16 protein-coding genes are annotated in these 22,510 nt (G+C 37.1%); 7 read left to right on the top strand and 9 right to left on the bottom strand.

The features are described from left to right. Positions 1-2 precede the first annotated feature (2 nt). From agaW to ABN236_RS11095, 7 genes are all read left to right on the top strand, one after another. Entirely contained in the window at positions 3-770 is a 768-nt protein-coding gene (gene agaW / locus ABN236_RS11125) for a PTS N-acetylgalactosamine transporter subunit IIC (protein WP_088494875.1), read from the top strand. After that, positions 760-1,650 (top strand): PTS system mannose/fructose/sorbose family transporter subunit IID, encoded by an 891-nt coding sequence (locus ABN236_RS11120; RefSeq protein WP_088494876.1) that lies wholly within the window; start codon positions 760-762, stop codon positions 1,648-1,650. The genes agaW and ABN236_RS11120 overlap by 11 nt, the downstream gene beginning before the upstream one ends. Positions 1,651-1,748: 98 nt before the next feature. Beyond that, positions 1,749-2,183: a PTS galactosamine/N-acetylgalactosamine transporter subunit IIA gene (agaF, locus tag ABN236_RS11115; protein ID WP_349473979.1), complete on the top strand. Its 435-nt coding sequence runs from the start codon at positions 1,749-1,751 to the stop codon at positions 2,181-2,183. After that, a complete protein-coding gene (gene nagA / locus ABN236_RS11110) occupies positions 2,180-3,349 on the top strand; it encodes an N-acetylglucosamine-6-phosphate deacetylase (protein WP_088494878.1) in 1,170 nt (389 codons plus the stop codon). Before agaF ends, nagA begins: the two co-directional genes overlap by 4 nt. 43 nt (positions 3,350-3,392) lie before the next feature. Continuing rightward, a complete protein-coding gene (kduI, locus tag ABN236_RS11105; protein WP_098942140.1) occupies positions 3,393-4,223 on the top strand; it encodes a 5-dehydro-4-deoxy-D-glucuronate isomerase in 831 nt (276 codons plus the stop codon). 79 nt (positions 4,224-4,302) lie between these two features. Next, positions 4,303-5,058: a 2-dehydro-3-deoxy-D-gluconate 5-dehydrogenase KduD gene (gene kduD, locus ABN236_RS11100; protein WP_098942141.1), complete on the top strand. Its 756-nt coding sequence runs from the start codon at positions 4,303-4,305 to the stop codon at positions 5,056-5,058. Between the two features lie 17 nt (positions 5,059-5,075). Beyond that, complete coding sequence (locus ABN236_RS11095; RefSeq protein WP_194950981.1) at positions 5,076-6,137, top strand: glycoside hydrolase family 88/105 protein; 1,062 nt, start codon at positions 5,076-5,078, stop codon at positions 6,135-6,137. Between the two features lie 1,289 nt (positions 6,138-7,426). Here the strand turns inward: ABN236_RS11095 and ABN236_RS11090 are convergent. From ABN236_RS11090 to ABN236_RS11050, 9 genes are all read right to left on the bottom strand, one after another. After that, positions 7,427-7,813: a hypothetical protein gene (locus ABN236_RS11090; RefSeq protein ID WP_349473978.1), complete on the bottom strand. Its 387-nt coding sequence runs from the start codon at positions 7,811-7,813 to the stop codon at positions 7,427-7,429. A gap of 547 nt (positions 7,814-8,360) precedes the next feature. Further along, the gene (locus ABN236_RS11085) at positions 8,361-11,402 is read right to left on the bottom strand and encodes a chondroitinase family polysaccharide lyase (RefSeq protein ID WP_349473977.1); all 3,042 of its coding nucleotides are present in this window, start codon (positions 11,400-11,402) and stop codon (positions 8,361-8,363) included. A 54-nt stretch (positions 11,403-11,456) separates the two neighbouring features. Then, positions 11,457-14,522, bottom strand: a complete 3,066-nt coding sequence (locus ABN236_RS11080; RefSeq protein WP_349473976.1) for a chondroitinase family polysaccharide lyase — start codon at positions 14,520-14,522, stop codon at positions 11,457-11,459. 12 nt (positions 14,523-14,534) lie between these two features. After that, a complete protein-coding gene (locus ABN236_RS11075; RefSeq protein WP_349473975.1) occupies positions 14,535-16,700 on the bottom strand; it encodes an autotransporter family protein in 2,166 nt (721 codons plus the stop codon). Positions 16,701-16,736: 36 nt separating this feature from the next. Beyond that, on the bottom strand, positions 16,737-17,621 hold the full coding sequence (locus tag ABN236_RS11070) for an OmpG porin family protein (RefSeq protein ID WP_194950977.1): 885 nt from the start codon (positions 17,619-17,621) through the stop codon (positions 16,737-16,739). Between the two features lie 146 nt (positions 17,622-17,767). Next, positions 17,768-19,327: a sulfatase-like hydrolase/transferase gene (locus ABN236_RS11065; RefSeq protein ID WP_075673699.1), complete on the bottom strand. Its 1,560-nt coding sequence runs from the start codon at positions 19,325-19,327 to the stop codon at positions 17,768-17,770. Between the two features lie 329 nt (positions 19,328-19,656). Next, positions 19,657-20,145, bottom strand: a complete 489-nt coding sequence (locus tag ABN236_RS11060) for an N-acetyltransferase (RefSeq protein ID WP_102949475.1) — start codon at positions 20,143-20,145, stop codon at positions 19,657-19,659. A gap of 233 nt (positions 20,146-20,378) precedes the next feature. Beyond that, positions 20,379-21,128, bottom strand: a complete 750-nt coding sequence (locus ABN236_RS11055; protein WP_349473974.1) for a YadA-like family protein — start codon at positions 21,126-21,128, stop codon at positions 20,379-20,381. A 242-nt stretch (positions 21,129-21,370) separates the two neighbouring features. Next, the gene (locus ABN236_RS11050; RefSeq protein WP_088494885.1) at positions 21,371-22,198 is read right to left on the bottom strand and encodes a MurR/RpiR family transcriptional regulator; all 828 of its coding nucleotides are present in this window, start codon (positions 22,196-22,198) and stop codon (positions 21,371-21,373) included. Positions 22,199-22,510: the final 312 nt, after the last annotated feature.

The following is a 22,510-nucleotide window of genomic DNA, read 5'->3' as shown; positions in this document are numbered from 1 at the left end:
TTATGATTTTTGAAGCTTCTTTAGTGGCTTTATGGGCCTTTTTTTGCGGTATAGATAAGTATGACGTTGCATTAAATATTCACAGACCACTCATTACTGGACCCGTTGTTGGTCTGATTATGGGGGATATGCAGGTTGGATTAATTGCAGGTGCAACGTTAGAACTCGCATGGTTAGGATTGGTTCCTAACGCTGGTGCTCAGCCACCAGATGTGACTTTAGGTACGATTGCTGCCGTTGCTTTTGCGGTAATGACAAATCAATCACCTGAAGTTGCCATGGGAATTGGTATGCCTATTGCGGTGCTAATGCAAATGCTCGTGATTGGTTTCTTTGCTATGACTGCTTTCACAATGGGGAAAGCGGATAGATATGCGGAAAGAGCTGATGCAGCCGGAGTTTCTCGGCTACTTATTATCACAATTACGGTACGTTCATTACTCTATGCTTTAGTTGCCTTTGTGACGGTCTACTTTGGTGAACATGCGGCTCAATGGATTGATGATAATACCCCGAAAGTGTTGCTTGAAGGCTTAGGCATCGGAGCGAAAATGGTTCCTGCTATTGGTTTCGCAATGTTGTTGAAAATCATGTGGTCAAAAGAAGTCGCTGGTGTGTTCTTCATTGGTTTCGTGATGACAACCTATCTAAAACTCCCAATTATGGCAGTCGCGATTTTAGGCGCATCAGCTGCTGCGCTCTACTTCTTCTTTAGTGGTAACAACAAAAATACAAGTCAGCAGAATGAGGATTTCGAAGATGGTATCTGATAATAGCACCGCATTGAAAACGCAGGATAAAACAGAAACGGGTTCTTTGATTGATGGCATTGATGAGTATCAAGATACCACCGTCAGAAAAGTTATCACTAAAGGCGACCTTTGGAAGTGTGCATTCCGTGGTTTATTTATGGAAGGTAACTTTAACTTTGAACGTATGCAAGGTGGTGGATTTGCCTTCTCGATTATCCCAGCATTAAAGAAGATCCATGGGAACAATAAGCGTGACTATGCAACATCACTGAAAAACCATCTGCAATTTTTTAATGCCAGTCCTAAGCTGTTTACCTTTTTATTGGGTACAGCCGTTGCAATGGAAGAAAACAAAGAAAAACCATCGACTGTTAACGTGATGAAAGTTGCGGGAATGGGACCAACAGGGGGCATTGGTGATGCTATCGACCATATGACCCTGATGCCACTGACATTAGCATTGGGCGCATCTATTGCTATGGAAGGTTCGATTGCGGGGCCTTTTGTTTTCTTCTTCTTATATCAAATTGTTCACTTTTTAGTGTATTTCGGGCTGATGTTTATGGGCTATCGCGCAGGAACCGCTGCGATGGTCAATATGAGTGATGCCACCGAAAAGCTAGCTAAAGCTGCCAATATTATGGGTATCTTTGTCATTGGGGCGCTCTCCGCGACCTTTATCAAGGTGCAAACCACCGCCTCGTTAGAGCTGGGAGGAAAGGTGGTTGAATTGCAAAGCGCGCTCTTTGACAAAATCATGCCGAATTTACTACCTCTGTGCTTGGTTTTCCTGATGTACAAAATGGTGAAAAGCACCGGTTTTTGGGGTAAGCCTCCGGTATTGATTTTCTCAACTCTTGCATTTGGCGTTGTCGGTCACGTATTAGGATTCTTATAACAGAGAACCTTTACCACTGTCGTTATTGTCAATCGAAATACATATTAACTTGCTATAAACGGGCAGGAGAGGTTTCTGCTGCCCGCAAGGAGTCACTCATGATAGGTCTTATTGTTTCAGGACATCTTAATTTTGCCTCTGGTATGGCATCAGCCGTAAAAGCGATTGCCGGTGAACAAGAAGATATCGCATTTATCGATTTTGTTGAGTCAATTTCTCCTGATGAACTTGAAGAAAAAATGCGTGAAGCGATTAACTCAATGTCATGTCAGCAATATCTATTTTTAACAGATTTACCCGGTGGAACCCCTTGTAATCGTGCAATGGCAATTATGATGCAAAATCCTGCTGTTGAAGTATTAGCGGGTGTGAATCTACCAATGATTGTTAATGCAGCTTTCGAACGAGAAGGGTGTTCAACATCAGAGTTAGTGCAAACATTACGCGAAATAGGGCAAGACAGTATTCAAGATATTCGTGAGCAATTGGCACAAATAAACAGCAATGATGTTGAAGAAGAAGACGGTTTATGAGTCAGCAATATGCCATTTTAGCCGACCGAACCTTTACACCAGAAGGTATTCGTTATCTTTGCTATGTCCGTGTTAAAGGCGATGTTATTGAATCAATCACCACGCAAGCGCCAACAGATTGCCCCATTATTCGTCTAAAAGGGAAATCGTTACTACCCGGTTTTGTGGATATTCATATTCATGGTCGTGAAGGTGCTGACGTAATGGATGCGACTCAAGAAGGGTTACAAACCATAGCTGATGCGTTAGTGAAAACAGGTGTAGTTGCATGGGTTGGTACAACAGTAACAGCACCAATGGATGATATTCGCCAAGCATTATCACAAGTACGTACATTTTTATCGAAGCCACAAACTTCGGGTGCATTGTTACTTGGGAGCTTTTTAGAAGGGCCTTATTTTACTGAGCGTCATAGAGGCTCTCATCCTGTGAAATATCTAAAAGCACCAACAATATCAGAGCTAGAAACATTGCTTGAAAGTGCGGGTAACACATTATTGCGTGTCGCTGTTGCGCCGGAAGCACAAGGTTCGATGGAGGCGATTGATTGGTTGGTCAATCGAGGCATTAAACCTAGTGTGGCGCATACAGCGGCAACTTATGAACAAACATCAGATGCATTTTTACATGGTGCTGATTGTGGGGTGCATTTGTATAACGGAATGACGGGACTTCATCATCGTGAACCGGGATGTTGTGGTGCCGTGTTGTATCACAATGTATTGGCGGAATTGATTGCAGATGGCATTCATGTTCACCCCGTTATGATGCAATTAGCGTATCGCATGAAAGGTTATCAACAACTCGCTTTAATTACAGATTGCATGCGTGCTGGGGGATTACCTGACGGTGATTACACGCTGGGCGCTCAAACAGTTAGCGTCTCCCAAGGTCAGGCAAAAACAGCAGATGGCTCTTTGGCTGGGAGTACATGTAGCTTAGACAGTGCATTAAGAAATATGGTGCAACGAGCACATGTTCCTGAATGGGAAGCAGTACAAATGGCGAGTGCGATCCCAGCCGAGTATCTCGGTATCGGCGATAAGTTGGGTTATATCAAAGCAGGGCGACAAGCCAGCTTTGCTGTGGTGGATGAATGTTTTCATCTCACCGATACATTCATCAGAGGAAATCATATTTACTCTGTATCCGGGGAAAATGTATAGCTTTTTTAGTTATGCACCCATCAGTAAAAATGAGGTATTTATAATGGAAATTCGTCAGCCAATTCATAGTGAACATGCTAAAAGGCTTGATACAGAAGGACTTCGCAAGGAGTTCCTGATTGAAAACCTATTCTGTGAAGGGGAAATGAATCTCACTTATAGCCATATAGATCGTATTATTGTTGGCGGTATTGTTCCTACAACACAGCCTTTAGCATTAATGGCGGGTAAAGCGTTAGGCGTTGATTTTTTTCTAGAACGACGTGAGTTAGGAGCCATTAATATTGGCGGTGCTGGTAAAGTGGTTGTTGATGGTGATGTCTTTGACATTGGTCCTCGTGAAGCGATTTATATCGGAATGGGCGCTAAAAGTGTCGAATTTACTAGTGACAGTGTAGAAACACCGGCACGTTTTTATATGAATTGCGCGCCAGCTCATCATACTTACCCAACTCGCAAAATAACGCAGCAACAAGCATCACCAGAAAAAATTGGGAATGCAGAAAACTGTAACGTTCGTACTATTTATAAATTCTTACACCCTTCAGTTCTGCCAACATGCCAATTATCTATGGGTATGACGGTTCTTGAACCGGGTAGCTTATGGAATACCATGCCTTGCCATACTCATGAACGCCGTATGGAAGTGTATCTCTATTTTGATATGAAAGATGACAATGTGGTTTTCCATTATATGGGAGAGCCAACGGAAACGCGTCATTTGGTTGTTCGTAACGAGCAAGCGGTGATAAGCCCTAGTTGGTCAATTCACTCAGGTGTGGGCTCAGCATCTTATACCTTTATCTGGGGAATGGTTGGTGAAAATCAGGTTTTCCACGATATGGATCACGTAGCAATGAAAGATCTGAAATAACCACGAATAGTCACATTTTTCTTCTTATCCTACATATAAAAAGATGTGGCTATAAAGCCACATCCTAGAGGTTATTGTTATGAATTTATTCGATTTAAATGGCAAGGTTGCTATTGTCACTGGTTGTAATACCGGGCTAGGTCAAGGCATGGCTATTGGTTTAGCCAAAGCGGGTGCAGATATTGTGGGAGTTGGAATTCAAGATGCGCCAGAAACTCGCCAACAAGTAGAGGCATTGGGGCGTCGTTTTCATTACATTACGCAAAATTTAATGAAACAAGATGGATTACAAGCGCTGGTGGATGAAGCAATTTCTGTCATGGGGCGCATTGATATTTTAGTAAATAATGCCGGTATTATTCGTCGAGAAGATCTTTTGGAGTTTGGTGAAAAAGATTGGGACGATGTGATTGATATTAATCAGAAAACACTATTCTTTTTATCCCAAAAAGTGGCTCGCCAATTTGTGAAACAAGGAGAGGGGGGCAAAATAATTAACATTGCTTCTATGCTCTCTTATCAAGGGGGTATTCGTGTGCCTTCTTACACTGCAAGTAAATCTGCAGTAATGGGATTAACTCGTGCATTGGCGACTGAACTCTCTCAGTACAATATCAATGTAAATGCAATTGCTCCGGGCTATATGGCAACAGATAACACAGCGGCTCTGCGTGCTGATGATGCTCGTAATGCTGCTATTGTAGAGCGTATTCCTGCTGGACGTTGGGGAACTCCTGAAGATGTTGCAGGTCCTGCGATTTTCTTAGCCTCTAAAGCCAGTGACTATGTTAATGGATACACCATTGCTGTTGATGGTGGTTGGTTAGCTCGTTAATTTCATGGAGAAATAGGATGGAACACGCTAATACAGAGACTTTGCAAAGAGAGCTTGTATTACAAAACATGAAGCGAGTGTATCGTTATCAATCGGCTAATCAAGTTCGCAGTGTTCGTCGCCGTAGTGGTAAAACCCGTTTTATTAAAGATACAGATTGGGAACGCGGTGTTTTATGGAGTTGTGTAAGTGCGGCATGGCAAGCTACACAAGACGAAGAATATCTTAATGGCATATTGAATTACACACTGCATACAGGGTTTAGAACAGGTCCTAATGCTCGTTTTGCTGATGATCATGTTTGCGCTCAAGCTTATCTCGCCATTAGCCCGCTTTTTGAACAATCTGAAGTGATTGAACCAACAATCAAAGCATTTGATATCATGCTTAATGAGCCAAAGCCTGGCCGCGAAGATTGGTGGTGGTGTGATGCGCTTTTTATGGCGCCTCCAGGATTTGCTGCATTAGCTGAAATCACCAATGAACGACGCTATTTAGATTATATGCACACAGCTTATTGGGATGCGATTGACCATTTACGTGATCCTGAAACAGGGCTTATCTTCCGTGATCATCGCTATATTCCTGATGGTCAAGGTAATGAATTACGCGAAGCTAATGGTGAAAAAGTATTTTGGAGCCGTGGCATTGGTTGGGTTTTAGCTTCGATACCGCGTATCTTAAAATATATGCCTGATGATTATCATGATCGTGAACGTTATATTGCATTGTTTAAAGAATTAGCGACCTCCATCCTAGATTATCAACATGAAGATGGTTTTTGGCGGACTAGTTTACTCGATCCCGATAATTTCCCTGCTCCAGAAAGTTCAGCGACAGCGTTATTTTGTTATGGATTAGCATGGGGAATTAATCAGGGAATATTAGAGAAAGATGTGTATTTTCCTGCATTAAATAGAGCATGGTCAGCATTACAAACCTGTATTCATGACAATGGCATGATAGGTTGGGTTCAACTTCCGGCATTTAACCCTCGTGAAGTGAAGTTTGAACATAATATGGATTATGGTGCTGGTGTTTATTTATTGGCAGGAAGTGAAGTTTTAAATCTTTTGTAAAATTGCTAGAGCTTTGATATTGACGCTTTGTTGTTTTTCTTGCGCTTCACATGCCTTCCGCGCAATATTTTCCTATCTAGGATGCCGACCAAAAAATAAGGTCGGCTTTTTTATTTTTAATAAAATAAGAGGTAACGGTAATCTGTTACCTCTTATTATAAATTTGGGTGCTGAGATAAACACACCATTATTGAAGAAGGAAATTGTGGGGGAACACTCCCCCACAAAATTAATATAAAGTAAAAGCTATATTAACCTGAATAATTAAATATTCATTGTTTGGTATGCGTAAATAAGATATTTACGCTCTAATAATACGTTACTTGATATTATCATCGTCACGATCATTAGCCCGATTAAAGAATATTTTTTCATTTCCTCTTGCACTCCGATAAAAATGGAGGCAGAATCAAATTGTTGTGTGTTTGAGTCTGCCTCGGTTAATATGAATATATTTTCCGGGGCTTTTCTCTTTCTGGTGTTGGCAAAATGCTTGAACCAGATTGATCCAAGCACCCGCGCAGAGAATAACAAAATAAGCATTGAGCACAACACATTTATTTTTAATAATAAGGCTATCGATTTGTTTTTACTTTTTTTATAATTAATTAATTCGTTAATAGGTGTGGTTAATTAAATAAGAGGTAACGCTGATCTGTTACCTCTTATTTTAAATTTGGGTGCTGAGATAAACATACCATCATTGAAGAAGGAAACTGTGGGGGAACACTCCCCCACAAAATTAATATAAAGTAAAAGCTATATTAACCTGAATAATTAAATATCCATTGTTTGGTATGCGTAAATAAGATATTTACGCTCTAATAATACATTACTTGGTAATATCATCGTCACGATCATTAGCCCGATTAAAGAATATTTTTTCATTTCCTCTTGCACTCCGATAAAGATAGAGGCAAAATCAAATTGTTGGGTAAGATTTGGCCTCGGTTAATGTTGAATAACGTAATCGGGGCTTTTCTCTTTCTGGTACTTGCAAAATGCTTGAACCAGATTGATCCAAGCACCCGCGCAGAGAATAACAAAATAAGCATTGAGCACAACACATTTATTTTTAATAATAAGGCTATCGATTTGTTTTTACTTTTTTTATAATTAATTAATTCGTTAATAGGTGTGGTTAATTAAATAAGAGGTAACGCTGATCTGTTACCTCTTATTTTAAATTTGGGTGCTGAGATAAACATACCATCATTGAAGAAGGAAACTGTGGGGGAACACTCCCCCACAAAATTAATATAAAGTAAAAGCTATATTAACCTGAATAATTAAATATCCATTGTTTGGTATGCGTAAATAAGATATTTACGCTCTAATAATACGTTACTTGATATTATCATCGTCACGATCATTAGCCCGATTAAAGAATATTTTTTCATTTCCTCTTGCACTCCGATAAAAATGGAGGCAGAATCAAATTGTCTGTTTTTGAGTCCGCCTCGGTTAATATGAATATATTTTCCGGGGCTTTTCTCTTTCTGGTGCTGGCAAAATGCTTGAACCAGATTGATCCAAGCACCCGTGCAGAGAATAACAAAATAAGCATTGAGCACAACACATTTATTCTTAATAATAAAGCTATCGATTTGTTTTTGCTCTTTTAAATAATTAATTGATTCGTTAATTGGGATAGCTAATAAAATAAGAGGTAACAATAATCTGTTACCTCTTATTATAAATTTGGGTGCTTAGATTAAACAGTAATCAATTAATGAGAAAACTGTGGGGGAATGCTCCCCCACAAGGTCAGTGTTTATTATTGATAAACTTAACCTGAACATTTATATATTCACTATTAATGGTGAAATTCTCGATTGGATTATTATAGAATAAAGTTATCAGTAATACCGTGATATTTATACTAATAACAATCACACTAATCAGAGAATGTTTGTTCATCTTCTTGACAGCTCCTTTATAAGGAGGCAGAATCAAATTGTTAGGGTTTGAGTCCGCCTCGGTTAATATGAATATATTTTCCGGGGCTTTTCTCTTTCTGGTGTTGGCAAAATGCTTGAACCAGATTGATCCAAGCACCCGCGCAGAGAATAACAAAATAAGCATTGAACACAACACATTTATTTTTAATAATAAGGCTATCGATTTGTTCTTGCTCTTTTAAATAATTAATTCGTTAGCTTTTTTAATAAAAAAAGTCTCGATATTTTTATATCGAGACCTTTTAGTTTAAAATTACCAAATTTACTTAACTAGATTAATAACAGTAGGCGTTGCCTGTATTGTTGTTGTCGTAATAAGAGTGTTGTTATTGTGATGCTTAATAATAACACCGGCTTGAGGTGTTACTAATTTCCATATTCCTTTTACGGTAATGGTACTATTTATTGGTTGCGATTCTGCTGTAAGCCAATGACGAGAATAAACACTAACTTCGATTTGATCACCTTTATCATCAATTTGATCTTTTTCTATACCTTGATATAAATTTAAATCAGGGTTAACAATACTTAATGTTAATTGCTGATTTTGTGTTTTAGCCATGACCATAACCGGTGCATCACTGGATAATAATGTTGCATTCGCTGAATCTAACTGGGTGGCTTCAAAAAAAGCATATCCCTCTTCTTGGGTTATTTTATCTTTTACCGCATGAAGCTGATTATTATGTTGTAATACCGTGTATTCGGGGGCTTTATTACTTTGTGCTTCGATAGCTATTGCATATTCATAATTTGCATTACTTGGTGCGTTACCATGAGAAATAACAGCTGTTGCAAATAATTGTTCTGTTGGTTTTGAATTTCTATCATCAAGTGAATGCTGTTTTTGATAACTAAACTCTACGGTTTGCCCTTTAGTTAGCTTATATAAATTACCAGCAGGATCAATTAAAGTATCTGCATTATTTAAAGTTAACTGAGTACCTAATTGATTAATCTCTTTGCCATTAATTATCACTGATTGTAATTTAGGAACAGCGAACTGGAATAGTGTTGTTTCTGTCGAATGTTGTTTATCATCATTTTCAATACCTGAGCCTAAAGCGATCACTCTATTATCAAATAAGAAATAGGATTTATTTGCCTTCAAGCTCTGCTGTTGATACTTACTGTGGCCATGTAATTTCATAGCAAACATACTGTTGTTATTCAATGTATTGGCACCAGAATAGCTCTCAGTTGAAAGCAACATTTCTTCAATACCCGCACTAGGTAATTGGTTAAGTTTTGCCTCAAGTTCGTTATATGGAAGATGGATTGTGGTTGTTCCCGGGTATCGATTCCAATCCCATCCAGCATGGCTAAACCCTGATTGAGTTAAATCAGCAGGAATAATTTCTAATTGTCCATATTGTAAATAGCGTCCATAACGATTGTTATTCTCATAACTTTCATTACCAACAAGATAGCGACTAAAACCACGAGCAATTGCGAGCCAGCTTTGTTGCGGTGACCGTGTTGATGCTCTGCGTTGTATTGCCATTGATGCATAATTCATTGCCCATGCACCAACCGGTTCATTTTCAGCCTTAATACCTTCAAAATGTGCTTTGCTATCTAGTTTTGCATAAGCAGCGGATAATGTGGGATCTAACTTCTGTTTACCATCAGGGGTTCCTGCTAAGGCCATCCATTTAAATGGAGCGATCCCGATTTTATGTAATCCAGTGGGATGACGGCCACTTAATACCACAGGAATTTGTGTCTCTTTAGTGTAGATCCGCATTTTTAACAGAACATCTTTTAAACGCTCATGTGCTGAAGTTGATAAGCGAAAAGGCGAGCCACTTAACGCATAAACACTTGGTGCTAAACCTCCAAATGCGTCTTTAGCGTAGGCTGGATAATGTTGTGAATGATGAAAAATAGAACCATCAGATTTAAAACCACCGGCAACGCCTTTTGAGCTTAGAATGGTTTTATTTAGCCAGCTTTGTAGTTGTGCTAAAGCCTGTTGGCGCTGTTGATAATCTGGCAACATCAGTAAGCTTTTTATCATCCACTGTAATTGAGTGTTGAGAATATCAACGTTTGCATCAACGATTTCATCGTCTTTTTCGAAAATTCGTCCAGTGGCGTTGTACCACATCATTGCTTGTTGAGTGGGGGCTAAAAGGTTATTTTTTGCGAGAATATGACGCCCAATAAACCATGCATCAAAAAGCTCTCTGGTTTGATAGCCAACATGAGTGATAATTTGATAACCACTACCTTGTGTAAAACCTTGTTCAAGGACGTAACGAGTTCCTAATAAATAGAGATCTTCTAATTTTTTTCGATCGGTTGCTGATAAGGAATTACTGCGCAAGTAAATAGCGGTTTGAAGAAGTGTTTTGCCCACATCTCTTAGCATATTAGCATCAAGCAATGCTTGTTTTGTCTCATCACTAAATACACCTTCAACTTTTATAAAGTTTTGTCGATTAGGATGATCTAGTGCTTTTCCTGTTATTGAGCCATCAGCGTGTTGGGTTAATTCTAATTTTTCCCAAAGCGCTAAATTTTTATCTAGCATGTCTGAGGTAATTTTTTTATCGCTACTAATTCCCTGATAATACTCAAAACGCTGGTAAATTGATGCCATTTCAGTTTGATCATCGTGAAATTCGGTATCGAAATTTAGAGTTGGATAATGTGCTTTAAACATCTGATCGTACATCAGTAAAGCACTCCAGTTTTTACTGACCATCGTATTTACGGCATTATTTACATATGGTGTTTGATAGTCAGGAACTGCCCAACGATTGTCTAAAGGTACACTCATAATAATTTGATCAAAAAAGAGAGTTCCTGCCTGATTTGGGGCTGTTATCACTAATTGATCAAATTGACCTGTTGCAGTGCCTTGCATATCGCGAAAAGGAACTGCAATACCTCTCCATCCCGTAAAATCTAGTTGAGTATCAAAACGTAATGCAATTTTATTATTTTGTTTAAATGCAAATGTTAATGGGGAAGATTGAGGTTTTTCATTATAAATCCACATCATAAAAGTGAGTGGTGTCGCTGTATTTTTATCGTCTTGGTAATTAACAATATTATTTAACGTTAATGTGGTTTGTGGTTGATATTGCCACTTGAGCGATTGTTCACCATCTTTAGCGTGCTGTTTGCTCAGTGATAATTGATTATTATCTGAAGTGGTGAGGGTGTTAGGTATTTCGCTCTCAAAGAGATAAATATCGCCGAAAGTTTCATGGGAAAGAGAAGGTAATGCCAGTGCGGGTAATGATAAACATAAGCTTAATGCCATTGCATGTGCTAAAGGGTTTTTTATTAGCATAATCAGATTTCCTGCAAATAAAAAAGGAACGCGAGTGCGTTCCTTTTAGTGATATCAAGAGAGAGGTGAAAGTTTGATTTCTTGTGGAATACCAAAGTAACTGGTAAAAGTCAGTTCAGTGTTATTACCTGAAACGTTATATTTTACTTCGCTATTTTTATCAGTAGGTTGCCATTTCCCGTTGACGGTAACATTGATCGTAACAGCAGTTGCTGCTTTCTGGCGTGTCATGTTTAAATCCGGTGTAACAGCGCTAACAGTGAGTGTATTTCCTTGATGATGAGTCATCACAATCGCGGGTTTATCAACCTTTTTGATCCATTTATCTTCAATTGAAGCAGATTGATAAAAGGCATATCCCGTCACATTGCTGAGTTTATCGTAAATAATATGAACATCCTTATCTTTACGAAGAACCTGATATAACCCATTATTTTCACGGAATTTTTTAGCCATCTCTCCCATTTTTTCAGGAGTTGCATCTAAAAAGACCATATACTCATAACTAGAATCTTTAGGTTGAACACTGTGATCAATCCATGCTGAACTGAAGTTTCCTTCTGTTGGCTGGCGATTTTTATTTTCAGCCGAAGTCTGGTGTTGACGACTGATATTCACTTTTTCAGCTTGAGTAATTAAATAACCATTACCGTTGCTATCAATTAACCAATCACCTTGTTTTAGTGTTGTTTGATAAGGTAGGGCTTCAACTTTTTGCCCATTAATCCAAATGGTATTTAATGATGGCGTTATGGCATGTTGAAATAAGGTAGTTTCAACATTTTTATTCTTATCACTACTATTTATATTGCTACCAATAAAAATTAAGTGGTTATCAGCGGCTAATACACTCTTTTTCGCAGTGAAATTAGGATCAAAACGCTCAAGATTAGCAGGATAAATCAGATCAAATGCCATCATGCCATATTGACCTTCAAGAGCTGATGTTCCACTAAATCCACGCTCTCCACGCTGCATTAACGTATGAGGCTTAGGGCTGTCTAACTCTTTAAGAGGAAGATGAATTGTGGTTGCCCCTGGCATTCTATTCCAATCCCAACCTTCTTGTTGATAGCCTTGCGAAAGCTGCGAGCCATTACTGACTATCTGGGCTACACCATGGCTTTGATAACGACCATAGCGGTTATCTTTGTTATAAATTTCAGATGACCAAACATTGGTGTTATAAGCTTTTAATGTCACCATTTTATCTTGCCAGCGATGAATACCAAAAGCACCACCATTAAAGGCATAGAAGCCTTGAGGTAAAGCAGCTGGTGCAATAGTTTCCCCAAAAATAGCATTCGACTCATTTTGAGTTTTATCACTAATCGCAAGATAAATAGAAGCGAGCTTTTTATCAGGAGATGGTTTTGCAGACATTGCAAGCCAGTAGTAGCCTTGAGCAACTGATTTTAACGAAGGTGAGTTAAAGGGATGTCGCCCTGCAAGAGGTAATCCGACTTCTGGGTTACTGTAAATCCATGCTGAAACCATCGCTTTTTTCAGGTTATTCCAACCGCTTTCACCCACTGAAAATGGTGTGCCACGTAGTAAATAAATAAGCTGAGAGGCATTTTTAAAGGCAGGGAAAGAGTAACCCGGATAGTTACCTTCATGTCGCCACGCTGTGCCGTCAGGACGTAAACCATCTTTACCGCCTGGTGGTACTTGGGTTAATGCCCCAGTGATGTAATGGCTGAAAGTATTAACTAAGTTGATGCGTTTTTGATCATCAGGCTCTAGCAGTAATAAGGCTAAGTGCTGACGAGATAAGGTGTTGAAATAGTCTAAGTCTGAACTATCTGCTCCTACCTTCATATCAAAACTACTTTTAAACTCTCGTGAATACCACAGTAATGAGTCATAAACTTGAGTTTGTAGATTTGCTTCTTTTAAGGCATCAGACATTAATAGTGTAGAAATATACCACCAACGAGAGCTGTATCCCCAGTGATGGGTTGTGACTAGTGCACTCCCTTTAACAAAGCCTTGATCTAATAAATGCTTTGTCATTAATAAGTACATCTGTTTTAACTGAGCTTTTTGTGTCGGATCTTTTTCAAGAACATAAGCCCGGCTGATATTAAACATTAATGTCGTGTAGTTACCAAGAATGACATAATTATCAAAAAGTGGTTTATCTTGAGCATTAAGGTTTTCTGGCTGATAAATAATAGTTTGTTTGTCCGTGATCAGATGTCGCCCTTGTATTCCACCATCCGCTAAAGTGTGAATATTGAGTGCATCAAAGTCACTTTTTAATTTACTAATATTTTCTTCTAGTGCGAGATTTGTCTCTTTTTCACCACCGACAAATTCATTAATCAAGCGTTGACGAATAAGATCAACCGCTGCTAAGTTTTCAGGTGTCACGGGTAACTGAGGTTGCACGTTATGAAATTGGATCTCAGGCTCTGATAAGCGTGTTTTAACTTGATAATCAGACCATTGATAGCGAGCATCATCGATAGAAAACATAATGCGATCGATATAGATTTCACCCTGATTTACATTAGAAGGGGCTTTAAATCGAATGCTATCGACATTAGCACCTAAAGAGCGACCAATGCTGTCTTGAGTACCATCAGAAGAGGTATTCATTGCATTTAAGGTCATCTCTCGATTTTCAAGATCGTTATTTAAAGAGATCCCAATAGCACGCCAGCCAGTGAAATTTAGTTTTACTTTAAAACCCGCTTGCGCCTCACTTGTTGAATTGAGCTTTTCCCCAAAATCGATAGTAAGATAACCATCAATGGGTTTTTCATTATAAAGCCAAAATGATAAAACAGGTGTTGATGCTCGTCCCCATGCTTTAGACGCTTCTTTATCTGTTGGGACAATAAGTTTTTTATGCAAAGTAAAACTACTGCCACCTTTCCATTTCCACAAAAGGGATTGGCTTCCCATAATGCTACGTTTATCAGATAACGTCAGTGTTGAGTTTTTATCTGATGAAAAGTCCTCTAATGGGTTACTTTGCGCAAAATGATAGATTTCTGACTGCATCAGATTTTTAGGATCAAATGCAGGATTGCTGGTGGCAGCAAGCGCGTTATAAGGGGCTGATAATAGCCCCAGTGTTATAGCAAGTGCAGTAAAGCGAAATATCGGCATTATTTTTTCTCCTTAGAAACGCTGGCTAACAGTGAAGCCAATGCGTCCTTCATTGAATTTGTCATAACGCTGATATCCCATTGTTGTGCCTAAATTTAACGATTGGGTAATATCAAGATTGGCACCTAATTCAGCACTAATAATGTCGCCACCAACGCGATTTCCTTTAATATCGAAGGTGCTTCCTCCTGTATTAAAATAAGTGAGGCTATGACGTTGATTAATATTATTGTCACCTGCAATATCTTTGAAATAACGCAGATTAAGGGATGGAGTTAATTTGCCATAAGAGGTTTGATAGCTATTCCATAAAGCGACTGAACCACCTAATTGATTAACAGCGTAGCGTTGACCATAAGTTCGCATAGATAATGCAGAACCCGTTTCTTCCCATGAATCAATATTTAGCCATTGATATTGGTAAGTCAGCATTGGTTTAATATGGATGAAATCAAAATCAAAATAGGTTCCAGCGTTAATTTGATAACCTAATTGCACACCAGAATAGTCACCTTTTGCTTTGGTATTTCCTTCCCATCCAGTATTACCACCAATATCTCGTTCGCTATCGACAGTGTAATAACCAATATTTAAATTACCATTTAGGAATAATGTGTCACTATACCAACCGGTATAAGGCATAAATTCAAAATGGCTAATTTCTTTACTTGCATTACGTTGTTTGGCATCAGCCTTTGCGTAGTTATAAGCAAAAGAAACACCGATAAGAGCATCTTGATTAATTTCGTAATCAGTACCGATTTGAATACCTGTGCGGTAAGTGTTGTAACCGTTAATTCCACCTTGATTGCTTTGCGTACCATAACCGTACAACACATTAGCCCAGCTATTCCAGCCAGCTTCTCTTTCTTCAATAGGTAATTGGTTATCATAGCGTAAATAGCGATGAGCAATATTATTGCGCATATCTTCAACCATGATTAATCCCGCTTGAATATCACTACCATCGGCAATAGGGGCTAAATCATTTGATAATGCAGCAATATTATTGTCGTCATTTCCAGCTGCGACTAATAGGCTCAGTGCTTCATCTGAAACTTGGCTACGCGTATTATTAAATTCATTTAATACAGTTGGAATAACAAAATTGGCTGCTGCTAATCCATTTTCACTGACACCACCACGTTCGGCAGCACTAATAAAGTTATTACCACCTTCGTAGCTAATGCCATAACGCGCAACTAATTGATTGCCACTAACACCACCGCTAATATTAGGTGGTGTAGTCTCTAACCATGAATCTGTTTTTTCTAATAACGGTGAAACATCGGGTGCAATAGCATTCGCATCTGTAACCGTAATCCCAGCTTCATCTTTAATAGCTGAATTGGAAGAAATTAATACGATATCTTTATTAATGATGTTATCGACACTGGTGCCTTTAAAATCCAATTTGGCTTGGCTACCTTTTTTAAAGGTGACATCACCGTCAACATGAAGAATAGTTTCATCAGTATTGGTATTATCATCAAGGCGGAAAATTAGCTGGCTATTTTCCTTATTCATGAAATTACCTTCCCAGTGGATCGTTCTATCTTTTCCTTGGATAGTTAAATTGCCGTGATTTTCAATTAATGGAACACCTGTAATTTTATATCCATCAAATAGGGCATTTTGAGCACCACCTTGATAAGCGAAATTTATTTTGGTATCCGCATGGCCATTTCCTAAAATATCACCATGGATCTCGCCATTTACATCACTTCTAAAGCCTGTTTTCAGTGTTCTAAAATCAATGGCTGCCGTTTTTCCACGAATAATGGCACCGTCTCTGATATAAACTCCCGTACCTCGTTTAGGGAAATCACCTTCAACCAATATGGCTGTACCATTTTCACTGGTCACATTAGCGCCATTTAAGTTGATATTACTGCTAAAAGAAGCCCCTTGATTTATTTTGATGGCGCTGGCTCCATCACCAGTAACAGTAATATTTTTTGTAATTGCTTGAGCTTTGTATTCTGTTGATGAGCCATTAAATACAACGCCATCACCTTGAGAAACAGTAACATCTTTATTTATTTGAGCTGTATTCCCGTCATTAATATTAACTGTTTCACAGATATTTAAAGTAGGATCACATTCTGCCGCCCATGCTGAACCATAAATAGCTGATAAAATAGCAGCGCTCAAAAATAACAATTTTTTATTTTTCACAATATAACTCCATGAACAATTATATGATTTTAATTATTAGAATGTTGCTCGGAATGAAACTTTGAAATAATCCTGAGTTGATTTACTTCCATCGTTTTTATTTTCAACTCGTTCATTATAATATTCCGTCATGACTCGCCATTGAGGTGATATTTGATAAGCCATTTGTAAGGTATAACGTGTCATATCTTTTTCGATATAAACGCCTTTATTTGTTCTATCTTCTATTTTTCCAAAAATAGATTTACGCATTGATGGAGAAACAATTAATCCTATTGGAGTCGTCCAGTTTACATACATACGTAATTGTTGATTATGGTTTGTTTCTTTTGTGTCGTATTCTTCATGTCGTATTGCTTGTTTACCACCATCAAAATAAGCCACAGTTGTATTAATATTAGGAGTGACAAAATAACGTAGACCCGGTTCAATTTCCCAGCCTAAATAATCCGTATTTGTGACTCCATTACTACGTTTGTCTTCTTTCTTTTGTAAGCCAAATAAAACGCTACCCGTTAAAACCCAATCTTTATTAATTGGAAATTGGTAATTGGTTTTTGATTCATAAAAATCAATGGTTAAGCGGCTACCATTATCATAGTTAGTCAGATCTTGACGTACTTTTAAACCGGGTTGGATCCAACCATTATTTAATTTAAAACGATAACTACCCTGTAAATCATAACGTTGATAACGGTTCTTATTGTCATGCTCACGTTGACGAAAACCAACATCGAAATACCAGTTAGATTTATCTGGATTAATATTAAAATCCACACGATAACCAGCATAGTTATTTGGTGTATCGTAATCTGCTGTTTCCCAAGAAAACATGGCGTTGACATTAGCTGCCTGAGTATGAAAAGAAGTTAAACCTAAGCCAAGAAGAGGTAAAAAAAGAGCAATACGAAGTTTGTTCATGGTATATATCCAATTCTTTATTCGCTTTTATTTGTGTCAGTTTTTAGGTGTAGGACATCTTTCCCTTTATATTATTAAAAGGATTTTTTATATCAGCGAATTGGGTTTATATATAGCGCCATAAAATTATGGCGCAGATATTTTTATTATTTTTCTTTACATGTCGATATTGTTTTATTTAATTTATTGGTTGTTGCCGTAATGAATTCAGTAGCGCGCCAAGAATCTCCTGTTTTTTCCAACCAAGGGGTTAATTCTTCTTTAATTAATTTCTCAATTAAAGGCATATTATCTTTGGCAATATTTTTCATTTGATATGGATCGTTCACATTGTCATATAAAGTATATTTCAATGGTTGCCCATCTTGTCTATCTATAACCAAAGTATGAGTTTTGGTTCTTACCCCTCGTTTACCAAATGAAGGTTCACCATAAGGAATAAAGAGATAAAGCTGAGAGTTTGCTGTGTCGCCTTTGCCTGTGACTACTCTATCTGCAAGATCAGTACCTTCTACTGAATCAGGGATCCATTCTGATAAACCAAGTAGCCCTAAGATAGTCGGATAAATATCTGGTGCTGACATTAATGCATCGTCAGAACCCGGTTTAATTTTACCTGGTAAACGAAACATCATAGGAACACGCATGGATTCTTCATAAGGATTATTTTTTGTTGCTTGTCCATTTGCTCCTAAGCAACTGCCATGATCAGAGAAGAAAACAACGAGAGTATTATCTGCAAGACCTTGTTTTTCTAATTCATCTACGATGCGACCAAATTGCTCATCAACACCATTGACCATCGCCATATATTCTTTGAAATATTGAGGGCCATAACCTTCTTGATATTCAGTATCCCACTGCACATTAGGGCGCGTATTTAGCTCTTTTGAGGTCTTACCTTGATAAGCATCGAGGTATTTTTTCGGTACTTGATCATAAGGTGAATGAGGTGGATTCATTGAAACCACTAATGCAAATGGTTTTGAATTGTCTCTAAATTGATTATTTTCATTTTTGAGGAACTTGATTGCCATATCAGCTTCATGTTCAGGTCCCCATTGATCAATGTAAATTGGCTTATCACGAGGGGTATCGTTTGCCCAATACATTGGTTTTAAATGTAAATCGTAAGTGCCATAAGAATACCAAAAATCAAAACCATGGCGTCTATCTGGTGCTGCCCATTCATTCCAATAGCGGCCTTCCATTGGATTGTTATAACTTTCAATAAATGGTTCGTAAGGCGCATCAAGGTGCCATTTACCGATATAACCAGTGCTGTAATCGAGCGATTTTAAAACATCAGACCAACATTTGGCATAAGGAGATAAATCAATACCTACTTTACCACCATAGTCATGCGCATTTCCTGTAATACCATTACGAACAGGGTATTGGCCTGTCATAAACATGCCGCGAAATGGAGAGCAAAGAGGGTAGTTTGAAGCCATCTGCGTCATTACTTTGGCTTGCTTCGCAAATTTATTCAAATTAGGTGTAATTGAAGGGTCTTCCCCCATAAACTGTAATGCATGAGCACGCATTTCATCTGGGAAAACAATTAATAGGTTAGGGGCATTCTCTGGACGCGATCGCGTGTTAGAAGCCGAATTCCCTGAATTAGCAATAACAGGGGTAGAAACAGTCATTGCTGCACCGCTGGCTGCGAGTCCTTTGATAAAAGTTCTGCGGGAAACAGTCATTGCTTCCTCCTATTTTACGTTTACTTTCGAATTGGTGTCTTTTATCTTATTTATACTTTTGTATAAGATCAAAAAGTAAGTTAACGAAAGATCAAGAATTGAAAGGGAGATCACAGAATGATGTCAAATTGTAAGCAATTTGACAGCTAAAATAGGAGTTGAGATATTGTTAAGAATAGATTAACTTTTTATTATTTTATATATTACACTGATTTATATGGATATTATTTATTTTGTGATGGCGATAGCAAAAATACTTAAAAGCCTCCATTTTTTGCCAGAAAGCTGAATAACAGAAAGTGTAAGTATTTTTCTTTCGTTTGTTTTCATTATCCTTTAATGACCCACCAAGATGTGCCTTTGAACTCAAAATTTTTAACGATCTCCATACCTAATTTTTGATGTGCTTTTAGTGACCGAATATTTTCACTATTCACAAATGCAATAGGATGCCCGCCATGTAAAGAACAGATCTGCTGGTAGAGATCTTTTAATAGGGATTTTCCACGGTGAGATTTATCTATACAAACAGGACCGTAAAACCAATTATTTTGTGTTATTTCTGGAAAGTGTTGATTAATAGCTTGAGCAATTGGTGGGATCGAAAAAGAGGTAACAGGAAAGCTAAAAACAACAGCCACAATATTTTCTTGGTAAAGTGCAACAATGGTGTTAGTGCTACTTTGATACATCGCCTCAACTTTATCTAGAGGATATTCGCCATATAATCCACCTTGCTGAGATTCAGAATTTGCCTGTAATAATAGTGCGACTGCATTAATATCTTTGGCAGTCATTTTTTGAAATATGTAATTCATTTTTTATTCCTTTTTACTCTAGCTTATAATCCTAGTATATAAAAAATAATCTATATTACAAAAATATATTAGAAATACTAAAGTTAAACTTATCAATTTTTCATTAGATAATTTATTTTTATTAATTATGACTTGAAATACTTTTTATAAAAAAAGCAGTAATATTACGTATTAATTACTGCTTTAATTATAAGGTTATCTTTTAATAATTTAATTATAGAAAAGAAGATCGTTTACCAACCATAAGCTAATCCACCGCCAATAATAATTTCTTTTTCACTATTAATGGAGGAGTTTAATCTAAATGCAATATCGTTATTCGGCTTATATTGTACACCGCCAGCAAATGCTGTGCCTGTTCGATAATTACTAATACCAATTCCGCCACTTAAGGTGTGATGGCTAAGATATGGAATGCTAGTCATTGCAACAGATGAAGCAATGCCAGCAAATACTTTTTTCTCTAACGCAATAATTTCTTTATCTAAATTTGCAATTGAATCTGTGATTTCAGCCTGTCTTTTTCTGTAATAATTATCAAAATCATTAACATGGGTTTTGAGATCACTGATATCTGTACTGACAGTTCTCTTTAGCTGATTGATGGCATTATTTGTTGCTATTCTATTTTTATCTACCAGTTTTTTAGTTTGAATAAGATTAACAGCATCTGTATTGTTTTTACCATCACTAATATTAACTAATCGAGAAGTGTGTTTATTTTCAATATTACCAAACGATACTGTATTTTCTTCCGTTGCTAATGAATTAGCCCCAATAGCAACTGAGTGTGTATTTTTAGCTTGGCTATTTGTTCCTATTGCAATTGAACCGTTACCAGATGCGTTACTTTTTTCACCTAATGAAATACTAGGAATATTAACGACTATTGGATCTTCTTTATTTTCTTTTATTGAATGAGTATTAGAATAGGAGAGGGTTGGAAATAAGAAAACAATTAAAAATAATTTTTTAAATAGCATTTAATTTAATCCTGTAATGATCTTTGGTGGTATGAATTAATGCTAAATGATTGCTTTTCTCATCACAAATAAAACATTCTGTATTTGCTCTTAAAAATAGTTTTAAATAAAATGCTAAGCTATTTAATATGTAGTTAATAGTTATATTTAATTAAATAGTATTTTATAATTGTCCATTTTATAACTATCTATTTTATGGAAAGCTGCACCTTAATTAAGATGCAGTTTAGGATATAAAGTTATTAATTTTTTTTTCTAAAAGCAAAAGCGACGGAAATTGCTTGTAGTAAACACATTGTTGACGTTTGAGAACGAAAGGTTTTTATTTGAGCTTCTTTAACTGTTAAACAAACATCACTTAGACTTGCTAATGGGCTAATTGGACTATCAGTAACAATAATCTGTTTTGCTTCTTTGTAAGTCGCCATTTCACACATTTTTTGCATTTCATCTGAATACGGGTGGAAGTGAATGCCAAAGAGCACATCACGATGTGTAATATTTCTCAATTGCTCTTTGTACATCCCACCTAGGCTGTTGACAAAAACAGTCTCACAAGGGATATGCGAGAGAGCATGGAAAAAGTAACTTGCAGCACTGAATGAGTGATGAAAGCCACAAATATAAATTGTGTCAGCGTGTTCGAGTAATTGTAATGTTTTATTTAACATTTCTCTGTGAGTCTGATTTGCCAATTGTTGCAATGAATGGCTATTTGCTTGTGCAAATTCTTGCAGAATATAGGCAGGCTCATTCAGATTAGGAAGCTCCTCTTTATATTTTTGTTTATAAGTTAAATTTTCATTTTCGTTTATCATTTCATTCATCAAATGATTTTGAAATAATTGTTTCATTTCATTAAAGCCATTGAAATGAAATGCGTTGGCAAAACGAATTAATGTCGATGGAGGAACATTTGCTTTATCTGCAAGGATCGCAATTGTATCAAATGCCACACTGTTTTTATTATCAAGTAGATAATGTGCAACCTGCTGTAGCCTTTTACTTAATCCATTATAGCGGGAGCGAACTTGTTCCTGTAGTTCATTCAGATTTGTTGCAGTAGACATAGTGCCCTCAATAAAAATACTATTGTAATTGTAGTGTTTTTTGCTTGAGATTTGAATGTTTTTAGCTAATAGCAATTAAAATGAAATATAGAGTTAATTCCAAGTAAATGAATGACCTAAAGGTAATTATTTGATGTTTAAAACTCTATTTTATTTATTCTTTATTACTTTTATTATCACTTCTCGAAATTAATTTTCTTTATTTGAAATTAAATGAAATTATTATTTCATTTAACTAATGTGATATTAATAATAATGTTGATTTTATTTGAATGGATTAGCCTTATTTGACCTTGTTTGTTTTATATTGTC

This window comes from Proteus sp. fly-1013, from assembly GCF_040140245.1.
In the GTDB taxonomy this organism is placed as follows: Bacteria; Pseudomonadota; Gammaproteobacteria; order Enterobacterales; family Enterobacteriaceae; genus Proteus; species Proteus mirabilis_B.
This window is presented reverse-complemented; position numbering and strand designations above follow the sequence as displayed.

Excerpts from the sequence above, each read along its gene's own strand:
- agaW (WP_088494875.1), top strand. The coding sequence starts at position 3 with ATGATTTTTGAAGCTTCTTTAGTGGCTTTATGGGCCTTTTTTTGCGGT.
- ABN236_RS11120 (WP_088494876.1), top strand. The coding sequence starts at position 760 with ATGGTATCTGATAATAGCACCGCATTGAAAACGCAGGATAAAACAGAA.
- agaF (WP_349473979.1), top strand. The coding sequence starts at position 1,749 with ATGATAGGTCTTATTGTTTCAGGACATCTTAATTTTGCCTCTGGTATG.
- nagA (WP_088494878.1), top strand. The coding sequence starts at position 2,180 with ATGAGTCAGCAATATGCCATTTTAGCCGACCGAACCTTTACACCAGAA.
- kduI (WP_098942140.1), top strand. The coding sequence starts at position 3,393 with ATGGAAATTCGTCAGCCAATTCATAGTGAACATGCTAAAAGGCTTGAT.
- kduD (WP_098942141.1), top strand. The coding sequence starts at position 4,303 with ATGAATTTATTCGATTTAAATGGCAAGGTTGCTATTGTCACTGGTTGT.
- ABN236_RS11095 (WP_194950981.1), top strand. The coding sequence starts at position 5,076 with ATGGAACACGCTAATACAGAGACTTTGCAAAGAGAGCTTGTATTACAA.
- ABN236_RS11085 (WP_349473977.1), bottom strand. The coding sequence starts at position 11,402 with ATGCTAATAAAAAACCCTTTAGCACATGCAATGGCATTAAGCTTATGT.
- ABN236_RS11080 (WP_349473976.1), bottom strand. The coding sequence starts at position 14,522 with ATGCCGATATTTCGCTTTACTGCACTTGCTATAACACTGGGGCTATTA.
- ABN236_RS11070 (WP_194950977.1), bottom strand. The coding sequence starts at position 17,621 with ATGAACAAACTTCGTATTGCTCTTTTTTTACCTCTTCTTGGCTTAGGT.
- ABN236_RS11065 (WP_075673699.1), bottom strand. The coding sequence starts at position 19,327 with ATGACTGTTTCCCGCAGAACTTTTATCAAAGGACTCGCAGCCAGCGGT.
- ABN236_RS11060 (WP_102949475.1), bottom strand. The coding sequence starts at position 20,145 with ATGAATTACATATTTCAAAAAATGACTGCCAAAGATATTAATGCAGTC.
- ABN236_RS11055 (WP_349473974.1), bottom strand. The coding sequence starts at position 21,128 with ATGCTATTTAAAAAATTATTTTTAATTGTTTTCTTATTTCCAACCCTC.
- ABN236_RS11050 (WP_088494885.1), bottom strand. The coding sequence starts at position 22,198 with ATGTCTACTGCAACAAATCTGAATGAACTACAGGAACAAGTTCGCTCC.